The organism is Corallococcus sp. 4LFB (assembly GCF_046520365.1).
Classification (GTDB): domain Bacteria; phylum Myxococcota; class Myxococcia; order Myxococcales; family Myxococcaceae; genus Corallococcus; species Corallococcus caeni.
The window spans coordinates 1-9453 of the sequence record NZ_JBKGHJ010000351.1 but is presented as its reverse complement, the minus strand read 5'-3'; the positions used below and the strand labels follow the sequence as shown (position 1 = coordinate 9453).

General features: G+C 73.3%; 8 protein-coding genes. 4 read left to right on the top strand and 4 right to left on the bottom strand.

Going from position 1 to position 9453, the window contains the following annotated elements; translation table 11 throughout:
* The first annotated feature begins 118 nt into the window (after positions 1–118).
* The 4 genes from ACLEQD_RS29860 (at position 119) to ACLEQD_RS29845 (ending at position 5101) form a co-directional block, all read left to right on the top strand.
* Complete coding sequence (locus ACLEQD_RS29860; RefSeq protein WP_410388723.1) at positions 119–1063, top strand: hypothetical protein; 945 nt, start codon at positions 119–121, stop codon at positions 1061–1063.
* A 93-nt stretch (positions 1064–1156) separates the two neighbouring features.
* Positions 1157–2461 carry a hypothetical protein gene (locus ACLEQD_RS29855; RefSeq protein ID WP_410388721.1) on the top strand — a complete coding sequence of 435 codons (1305 nt, stop codon included), beginning with the start codon at positions 1157–1159 and terminating at the stop codon, positions 2459–2461.
* A 60-nt stretch (positions 2462–2521) separates the two neighbouring features.
* The gene (locus tag ACLEQD_RS29850; RefSeq protein ID WP_410388719.1) at positions 2522–4222 is read left to right on the top strand and encodes a DUF6311 domain-containing protein; all 1701 of its coding nucleotides are present in this window, start codon (positions 2522–2524) and stop codon (positions 4220–4222) included.
* A gap of 111 nt (positions 4223–4333) precedes the next feature.
* Positions 4334–5101 (top strand): VOC family protein, encoded by a 768-nt coding sequence (locus ACLEQD_RS29845; protein WP_410388717.1) that lies wholly within the window; start codon positions 4334–4336, stop codon positions 5099–5101.
* A gap of 38 nt (positions 5102–5139) precedes the next feature.
* On the opposite strand, the gene larC is transcribed toward ACLEQD_RS29845, so the two are convergent.
* The 4 genes from larC to ACLEQD_RS29825 all read right to left on the bottom strand — a co-directional run.
* Entirely contained in the window at positions 5140–6306 is a 1167-nt protein-coding gene (gene larC, locus ACLEQD_RS29840; RefSeq protein ID WP_410388716.1) for a nickel pincer cofactor biosynthesis protein LarC, read from the bottom strand.
* A gap of 6 nt (positions 6307–6312) precedes the next feature.
* Positions 6313–7065 (bottom strand): nickel pincer cofactor biosynthesis protein LarB, encoded by a 753-nt coding sequence (gene larB / locus ACLEQD_RS29835; RefSeq protein WP_410388714.1) that lies wholly within the window; start codon positions 7063–7065, stop codon positions 6313–6315.
* Between the two features lie 69 nt (positions 7066–7134).
* Complete coding sequence (locus ACLEQD_RS29830; RefSeq protein ID WP_410388712.1) at positions 7135–7725, bottom strand: chemotaxis protein CheC; 591 nt, start codon at positions 7723–7725, stop codon at positions 7135–7137.
* Positions 7722–9453, bottom strand: a 1732-nt coding sequence (locus ACLEQD_RS29825) for a chemotaxis protein CheW (RefSeq protein ID WP_410388710.1), incomplete at its 5' end; no start/stop codon positions are given. The genes ACLEQD_RS29825 and ACLEQD_RS29830, both read right to left, overlap by 4 nt.

Here is a 9453-nt window from a genome sequence, read left to right as displayed (position 1 = left end):
TCTTCAGCCACGTGGCGCGCTCCGGCCTGCTGGGCGGCGCGGACATCAACGGCGACGGGCAGGTGGAGTACAGCGAGCTGGCCGCGTTCGTGGCCGCGTCGCTGCACGGCGTGAAGGCATGCCCGCGCGCCTGTCCGTCAACGCCTTCGCGCCCACGGCCCAGCCCCGCCGCCCGCTGGTGGGCCCCGCGCCGGAGGGCCCCTCCGTCACCTTCCCCGCGGGCTTCGAGTACGCGCGCCTCTCCGTGGAGGACGCGGACGGCCAGCGGCTGGTGGACGTGCGGCGCTCGCAGCAGCAGTGGACGCAGATCCTCCTGCCGCTGCGCGACGTGTACTGGGTGCGCGCGCCGAACGCGGAGGCGCGCGTCACGCTGGCGCAGCTGTCCTCGGGCGCGCCGGAATTGCGCCCGCGCGAGTTGCAGGAGCGCGGTCCCGCGGAGGAGGCGCTGCGCCGGGGCCTGTTCGCCGTGCCGCTGGACCGGTCCTTCTACGACGAGTACGTCGCCGCCGTGGGGCTGGTGCCGGTGGACTTCAGCCACCCCTTCCAGCCGCCCGTCGTCGGTGGGGCGCACGCCCCGCTGGCCGTGGCGGCGCCGTCCGACTGGACGTCGAAGCTGGAGCTGGGGCTGGGCGCGGGGCGCTCGCCGCTGGGGCTGGCGAAGTTCGCCACCGGGCCCAGCCTGTCGTGGCGCACGCCGTCGTCCTCGCTGCACCTGCTCTACTACGGCGTGCGCGGGGCGTACGGCGTGACGCCGCTCGCGGCCCGGGACGGCATCCGGCTGCACCGCTTCACGGTGGAGGGCCTGCTGGGATTGCAGGCCCCGGCGAGCACGCCGCTGTTCGCGGAGGTGGGGTTGGGCTGGGGGCTGTTGGGCCTCACGGCGCCGGGCTTCCGCCAGGCGGACCCCGCGCTGCTCACCGGCCACGTGGCCGCGGGCGTGACGGGGCGGCTGGGGGGCATGCCCCTGCGGCTGTCGGCCCAGGTGGGCATGGACCGCGTCACCGCCAACGGTCAGACCGGGATGGATCCGCAGTACGGCCTGGAAGTCTCTCTGCGACGCTAGCGGACGCGGGCCGTCGGGCCCGGCCGTGTCCGCGCGCGGGTGCGCTGGTGTCGCGCCCCGCAAGCGCCAACCTCGAGCCCTGACGGTCCTCCCGTGTCCCGTTCCTTCCTCGTGCACACCGCGCTGTCGAGCGCCGCCGTGGCCGCGGTCCTCCTGGCTGGCTGCGACCCCATCTGCACGGATGGGGTCTCCGCCCCCGGACAGGGCAAGGTGGCCCGGAACGCCGCCGGCACCTGCGTGCAGCTCGTGGTGACCCAACCCGACGCCGGAGGGGAGGACGCCCCCGACGCGGGCGACGGTGGCGGGGACCCCGACCGGCCGGGCGAGGGGACATGCGGCGACTCGCCGGGCTGGACGACGCGGGTGCTGGACGAGGGCATCGACGTCATCACCGCCGCGTTCGTCTTCGACGCGCAGGGCGTGGGCCACTACGCCTATTCGAAGGATTCGCACCTCCACGTGGGCACCACCCGGCCGGGAGACGTGCCGGTGCGGGTGGGCAGCGTGTGGACCGCCTACGATGTGCACATGGCCGTGGGCGCGGACGGGACGCACCACGTGCTGTTCCAGCAGGGCAACAACGTCGGCTACGCGCACGACACCGGCGGAGTCTGGCAGTCGCAGCTGCTGGGAGAGGGCTGGACGGGGGACATCGCCCTGGATGCCCAGGGCGCGCCGCACCTGCTCATTGGCCGGGTCTTCCCCCAGGTGGGCTACCTGCACGGGACCCGCTCCACCCAGGGGAGCTGGGACCTGACCCCGCTGGAGACGGTCGGGCCCATTGGCGACCGTGAGCGGATGGTCGTGGATGCCGCCGGACACCTCCACATCGTGTTCGCGCGCGCGTACGGCACGCATAGCCAGGTCGTGTACGCGAGCGATGCGTCGGGGACATGGACCCCCGAGCCGCTGGACTGGCAGCTTCCCGTGAGCTCGCCGCGCCTTCGCATCGCATTGGAGGTGGACGCGACGGGGCGGCCCTCCCTGCTGGCCTCCGACGACCAGGGGGCATGGCTGTGGGTGAAGGAGGACAGCGGCTGGAAGTCGCACGGGCTGGGGGCCGTCCGGAGCCGGGGCCCCGCGCTGACGAGGAGCGCCTTCTTCCCGAACATCCGCCATGCCCTGCTGGACGACGCGGACGCGAACGCGAACGCGAACGGGAGCGTCAGCCAGTTGATCGTGAAGAGGCTGTACGGCACGGCCAGCGTCGGCGCGACGCCACCGCTCGTCCTGGAGACGCGGGATGGCGGGAATGCGTTCCCCGGTCCCTCCACGGTCTACGTGGATGAGCAGGACCAGATTCAGGCGGGCTTCTCCTACGTGCACTACTTCTACCCGCCGGACGGTGGCGCGGTGGAGACGACCCGGGGCCTGCGCTACGCGCGCTACTGCCCGTAGGCCCTCGCGGGGAGCGGGCGGTTGCGGGGCGCGGAAGCCGGCGCCTACAGTCGCCGCGCCTTGAGCGAGTCCGTCCCCTCCCTGAGTCCCCCGCCCCCTGCTTCGTCCTCCCACCGGGCCCTCGTCGTGGCGCGAGCGCTGGCGGTGCTCGGAGGACTGGGCTGGTTCCTGTGGCTGGGCGGGGGGGCGGTGCTGCCGCCCACGCGCATCGACTGGATGATGCGCGAGGACTGGGCCGCGCACATCTTCGGCTGGCTCTTCTTCCGCAACGCGGACTGGACGCTGCCCCTGGGCGCGGCGCCCAACCACTTCTACCCGTACGGCTCGTCGGTGGCGCTCACGGACGGCAACCCGTGGCTGGCGGTGCTGCTCAAGCCCCTCTCGCCGCTGCTGCCCGTGGACTTCCAGTACACCGGGCCGTGGCTGGCGCTGTGCTACGCGCTGATGGGCTACTTCGGCGCGCGGCTGGTGGAGATGGTGTCCCCGCGCCCGGTGCCCATGGTGCTGGGCGGCACGCTGCTGGCGCTGTCGCCGGTGATGGCGGCGCGCTTCAGCCACCCCACGCTGTGCGCGCACTGGCTGCTGCTGGCCCTGCTGTGGCTCAACCTGCGCGACGTCCCGGACGCGCGCACCGCGACGCGGAGCCTGGGCCTCGCGGCCCTCTTCAACGCCATCGCGGCGGGCACCCATCCGTACTGGGTGGCCATGCTGATGCCGTTGACGCTGACGCTCGGGGTGCGGCTCGGCTGGAGCCGGAAACTCGGCCCCGGACGCGTCGCGGCGGCGTGCGCGGGCATCGCGGCGCTGGACGTGGGGCTGTTCGCCCTCTTCGGCTACTTCGGCGGCAGCGGGCTGGGCGCGGAGGGCTTCGGGGAGTTCTCCGCGGACCTGGCCACGCTGGTGAACCCGATGGGGTGGTCGCGCGTGTTGCCGGACCTGCCCGCCGGGCCCCGGCAGGGCGAGGGCTTCGGCTACCTGGGCGCGGGAGCGCTGCTGCTCATCGTGCTGGCCGGGGTGAGCCTGCTGGCGCGTCCGCGTGAGGCGCGCGCGCTGGACTGGCGCCGGGTGCTGCCCGCGGCCGTCGTGGTCCTGCTCATGGCCGTGTACGCGCTGTCCTCCCGCGTGACGTGGCTGGGCCAGCCGGTGGCGGACCTGGGCAGCCTGTACGCGCCGCTGGCGAAGGTGACGAACGCGTTCCGCGCGTCCGGCCGCTTCGTCTGGCCGCTGCATTCCCTGCTCGTCGTGGGCGCGGTGCTGTGCGTGGTGCGCCTGTGGCGCGGCGTGCCCGCCGTGGCCGTGGCCGCGCTCGCGGTGGCGCTGGCACTTCAGGCGTACGACGTGCGCGAGCAGAAGAGCGCCCTCTTCAAGCCCGTGCGCTTCCAGCGCCTGAGGTCCGCGGACTGGGACGCATTGAAGGGCCCCTATCAGCACCTGGCCCTCTTCCCACCGCAGGTGCAGTGGGTGTGCCGCTACGACGAGCCGCTGGTGAACGCGCTGGCGTATCAGGCGTACCGGCTGAAGCTCACGTTCAACAGCGGCTACGCGTCGCGCACGCCGGAGGCGCTGACGGCGGAGTGCCACGCGCCGCTGCCTCCGGGCGGCCTGGACGCGGGCACCGCGTACGTGGTGCTGCCGGAGCACCTGCGGCCGTTCCTCGACGCGGGCGCGAGGTGCGGTGTGGTGGAGGGCCTGCCGGTGTGCGTGGCCCCCGGCAACACGGATGCGTTCGCACAGGGGCTCGCGCGTCAGCCCATTCGTTGACACAAGGCAGCACTGAAAATCCTTTCAGTCCCCCTCCCGAGCGCTGTTACCTTGCAGGTAGCCCCGGTCTGCCGCCGGGGCCGCACTGCGAGGGGAGCGACGATGCCTGCGATGACGAAGCACGCTGCGGGGACGGTGTCCTGGGTGGACCTGATGGCCTGGGACCTGGCGAAGGCCCAGGACTTCTACGGGGCGCTGTTCGGCTGGACGTTCCAGGAGGGCTCGAAGGAGAACGGCTACTACACCATGGCCTTCAAGGGGGCCCACCCGGTGGCGGCGCTGATGCCGCGTCCCAGCGACGCGCCCTTCCCGTCCAACTGGAACACCTACTTCGCCGTGGAGAGCGTGGACCGCTCCGTCGCCCGCGTGAAGGAGCTGGGCGGCAAGGTGATGATGGAGCCCATGGACGTGATGGACGCGGGGCGCATGGCCTTCTGTGCGGACAACACGGGCGCGCCCTTCGGCTTCTGGCAGCCGAACCAGTTCGCCGGCTCGGGGCTGGTGGCCGAGCCCGGCGCCATGGCCTGGCACGAGGGCAAGACGCAGGACGGCGCCAAGGCCGTCGCCTTCTACAAGGACCTCTTCGGCATGACGGCGGACAAGATGCCGGATGACCGGATGCAGTACTGGGTCCTGAAGAAGGACGGCCGGGAGACGGCCGGCGTGATGCAGCTCGACGACAAGACGTCCGCCAACGTGCCGGCCCACTGGATGACCACCTTCGCCGTGGCCAACACCGACGAGGCCGCGGCCACCGTCACCGCCAAGGGCGGCCAGGTCATCATGCCGCCGTTCGACTCGCCCTACGGCCGCATCGCCATCGTGGCGGATCCAGGCGGCGCGGCCTTCGGCGTCATCTCGGCGACGAAGCCGGCGTAGCGGTCGTCCCCAGCCGCGGGCCGCGCTTCGGCCGAGCTTCAGGGCGTGAGGGCCGCCATCGCGGCGGCCATCACCTGCTTCACCGGCACCCCGGCCGCGCGGGCCAGCCGGACGCAGTCGTCGAACTCCGGGTGCGCGTTGAGCACCCGGCCGTCGCGCAGGCCGCGCTTCACGCGGACCCTGCCCCAGGGCGTCTCCACCTCCACGAAGTCGCGCTCCAGCGCGTGGCGCTCCACCCGGTGGTAGCGCACGCCCAGCGACGTGGACTCACTCAGGAGCGCGTCCACCACCGCCTCGCGCAGGCCTCCCTCCACCAGCGCGCCCAGGAGGTGCGCCGGCCGGCCCTTCTTCATCACCACCGGGGCCACCCACGCGTCCTTCGCGCCCACCTCCAGCAGCCGCTCCACCAGGTGCGCCAGGAGCTGCGGCGTGGCGTCATCCAGGTTCGCCTCCACCACCCACAGCCCCTCCGTGGCCTGCGTCTCCACGCGGCCCAGCGACGCGCGCAGCACGTTGGGCCGGTCGCGGAAGTCCTTCGTCCCCACGCCGTAGCCCACCTTCTCCACGATGAAGTCCGGCGGGTGGCCAATCTTCGTCAGCACCTTGAGCAGCGCCGCGCCCGTGGGCGTCGTCAGCTCGCCCACGCCCTCGAAGCGCACGGGCACGTCGCGCAAGAGCTCCAGCGTCGCGGGCACGGGGATGGGCATCTGGCCGTGCGCCACGCGGATGGTGCCGCTGCCCAGGGGCGGCGGCGCGGCGTGCACCTCCGGGTCGCCCAGCAGCTCCAGCACCACCGCGGCGCCGCAGATGTCCACGATGGAGTCCACCGCGCCCACTTCATGGAAGTGGATGGCGTCGATGGACACGCCGTGCACCTTCGCCTCCGCCTCGCCGATGGCGCGGAACACCGCCAGGGCCCGCGCCTTCGCGCGCTCCGGCAGCGTGGGCGCCGCTTCGATGAGCTGGCGGATGTCCGCGTAGGCCCGGTGCGGGTGCGCTTCCTTCGCGTCCAGCACCACGTCCAGGTGCGTGCCGCTGATGGCGTGGCGCACCGCGCGCGACACCGCCAGCTTCCAGCCCGGCACGTTGAGGCCGGACAGGGCCTGCGTCAGCGCGTCCGGCGACACGCCCAGGTCGATGCCCGCCGCCAGGAACATGTCCCCGGCGATGCCGCCCACGGGCTCCAGGTAGAGGATGCGCCGCATGGCCTGTCAGCTCCGTCCCTTGGTGCGGGAGATGAGCGCCGCGTAGAAGCCGCCGCCAAACCCGTTGTCGATGTTCATCGTGGCCACGTTGGAGGCGCACGAGTTCACCATCGAGAGCAGCGCGGAGATGCCCTTGAGGTTCGCGCCGTAGCCCACCGACGTGGGCACCGCCACCACCGGGATGCCGACGAGGCCGCCCAGCGCGCTCGCGAGCGCCCCCTCCATGCCCGCCACCGCCACGGCGACGTGGCACTCCTGAATCTCATCGCGCCGGCGCAGGAGCCGGTGGATGCCCGCCACGCCCACGTCGTAGACGCGCCGCACGTCCGCGCCCATGGCCTGCGCGGTGAGCGCGGCCTCCTCCGCCACGGGGATGTCGCTGGTGCCGCCCGTCACGATGGCCACGCGGCCCGCCTTCACCTTGCGCTGGGGCAGGTGGAAGATGCGCGCCACCGGGTGGTACTCGCCCTTGGGGAAGCGCGCCACCAGGGCCTCCGCCTTCTCCGGCTGGAGGCGCGTCACCAGCACCGTCTGCTTGCGCTCCACGAGCGCGCCCACGATGCCCAAGAGCTGCTCCACCGTCTTGGGCTCGCCCAGCACCACTTCGGGGAAGCCGAACCGCAGGTTGCGGTGCGTGTCCACCGTCGCGTAGCCCAGCTCCGCGTACGGCAGGTCCTTCAGCTTGCCCACCGCGTCGTCCAGGCTGACCTTGCCCGTCTTCACCTGGCCCAGCAGGGCCCTGAGCGCCTTCTCGTCCATGGCGTCCGTCTACCCCAGCCGCCCCCGGTCCTCCAGGCGGACGACAGGCGGCGGACGACAGGCGGCGGACTACAGGCCCAGCCGGGACAGCAGCGCCTGGGCGCTCCCGCGCTCCAGCACCAGCAGCATCTGGCCGCCCAGGTTCGTGGGGCCCGTGGCCGCGAAGCGCGCCGCCAACACCACGCCCGGCCCGGGCTCCACGTCGCCCAGCACGCCCGCCAGCACCGGCCGCACGGGCCCCCGCTGGAGGTGGGGGACGGAGGGCAGCAGCCGCCAGCCCGTCAGCCGCCCGATGGCGGACAGGCACGCGCTGGCGAGGATGTTCGCCGCCTCCGCCAGGGCGCTCTCGCGCTCCTCGGGGGACGCGGGGTGGCCTCGCACGAGCGCGGACTCCAGCGCCTCCGCGTCCACGGACGGCAGCGCGAGCACCAGCGCGCCGCGCAGCTCGCCCGTCATGCCCAGGCGCACGGCGACGGCCGGGGCGTCGTCCACGAAGAGGGCCGGGCCGTGGGCCGCGTCCGTGACGCGCACCTCCGGGACGGACAGGTCCACGCGGCCCCCCACCAGCCGGGCCAGGGCGTTGGCGCCATGTCCGCAGCCGATGTTGGCCACCTCGCGCAGGGCGTCGAGCTGCGCGTCACTGGGCAGGGGGGGGCTCACGCGGTCAGTAACCTCGGGACGTCCAAGATGAACACGGGACGACCGCTGCCCAGGATGGTCACGCCGGACAGTCCCGGCAGCAAGTCCAGGGGACGGGACAAGGGTTTGAGCACGACTTCCTCCTGCCCCAGGAGGCGATCCACCGCCAGCGCCACCTTGCCGGTGCCGGCGTCGCCCTCCATCACCACGAAGGGCCGGAAGCCCGGCTTCGGCGCCGCGGGCACGCCCAGGAGCACCTCCAGGGCGTGCACCGGCAACAGGCCGTTGCCGTGGGGCAGGAGCGCCGTCTCCCGGCTCTTGCTCAGGGCCTGCGGATCCGCCTCCGTGGCGCCCACCACCTTGGCGATGGGCAGGCCGAACACCTCCTCGCCCACCTCCACCAGGAGCAGGTGCACCACGGCCACGGTGAGCGGCAGGCGCAGCGTGAAGACGGTGCCCCGGCCGCGCTCGCTGTCGATTTCGAGCGTGCCGCCCACGCTCTCCACCACGCGCTTCACCGCGTCCATGCCCACGCCGCGGCCGGAGATGTCGGTGATGTCCTTGGCGGTGGAGACGCCCGGCAGGCACGACAGGAGGAACGCGTCCCGGTCCGCCATGCGCTGGGCGGCGTCCTCGGTGATGAGCCCGCGCTTGAGGGCCGCGGCCTTGAGCTTCGCGGGGTCCATGCCCCGGCCGTCGTCCTCGATGTCGATGATGACGCGGTCGCGGGCGCGGCGCACCGTGACGGTCACCCGGCCGCGCGCGGACTTCTTCGCGGCCAGCCGGTCCTCCGGCGACTCCAGGCCGTGGTCGATGCAGTTGCGCAGCAGGTGCAGCAGCGGATCCGCCAGCTCGTCGAGGATGGCGCGGTCCAGCTCGATTTCGGCGCCGGTGATGACCAGCTCCACCTCGCGCTCCTTGCGGCGGGCGAGGTCGCGCGCGGCGCGGGGCAGCCGGTCGGTGATGAGCGACAGCGGCGTCATGCGCGCGCTCATGACCTTGTCGTGCAGGTCCTTCACCAGCGTGTGCAGCCGGTAGACGCCCTCCTCCAGCGCGGGGCGGGTGTTCTCCGGCAGCACCTTGCCCACTTCACGCAGGCGCGCGGTGGCGAGCATCAGCTCCCCCACCGTGTCCAGGAAGTAGTCGAGCAGCTCCGTGCGCACGCGCACCGTGCGCGAGCCCACGTCCGCGCTGGCGCCCCGCGCGGTGTCCGACGCGGGCGCGGCGACGGGGAGCGGGGGCGGCTCCGGGACGGAGGGGGAGACGGAGACGACCTCCACCTCGGCCACGTTGCGCAGGGCCGTCTGGATGCCGGCCTCGCCCACGCCGGTCTCCACGTCCACCTGGATGTAGCCGTCGGGGATGCGGCCCGCCTTGAGCTCCTCCAGGGGCGGCCGCAGGTCCACGAGCGTGCCCAGGGTGGACAGCCGCTTGTGCACGAGGAACGCGCGCACGCCGGGCACCTGGCAGGTGGGGGAGATGCGCAGCCGCACGGACCAGCGGGGCGTGCCGGGACTGCCGTCCGCGACGCTGGCGACGACCCGGAGGCCCGTGGCGAGCGTCATCACGGAAGCGGGGTCTCCCTCCGGCACCTCCGCCAGGGACCGCGCGATGGGGGCGCCGTACAGGGCCTCCGGGCTGCTCAGGTCGCGCGGCGACATCAGGGTGGCCGGCGGCATCACCGTCTGGCCGGAGGGCGCGGTCGCGGCGGAAGCCCCCGCCGGAGCCCCCGTCCCCGTGGCCCTGGCG

Excerpts from the sequence above, each read along its gene's own strand:
- ACLEQD_RS29845 (WP_410388717.1), top strand. The coding sequence starts at position 4,334 with ATGACGAAGCACGCTGCGGGGACGGTGTCCTGGGTGGACCTGATGGCC.
- larC (WP_410388716.1), bottom strand. The coding sequence starts at position 6,306 with ATGCGGCGCATCCTCTACCTGGAGCCCGTGGGCGGCATCGCCGGGGAC.
- ACLEQD_RS29860 (WP_410388723.1), top strand. The coding sequence starts at position 119 with ATGCCCGCGCGCCTGTCCGTCAACGCCTTCGCGCCCACGGCCCAGCCC.
- larB (WP_410388714.1), bottom strand. The coding sequence starts at position 7,065 with ATGGACGAGAAGGCGCTCAGGGCCCTGCTGGGCCAGGTGAAGACGGGC.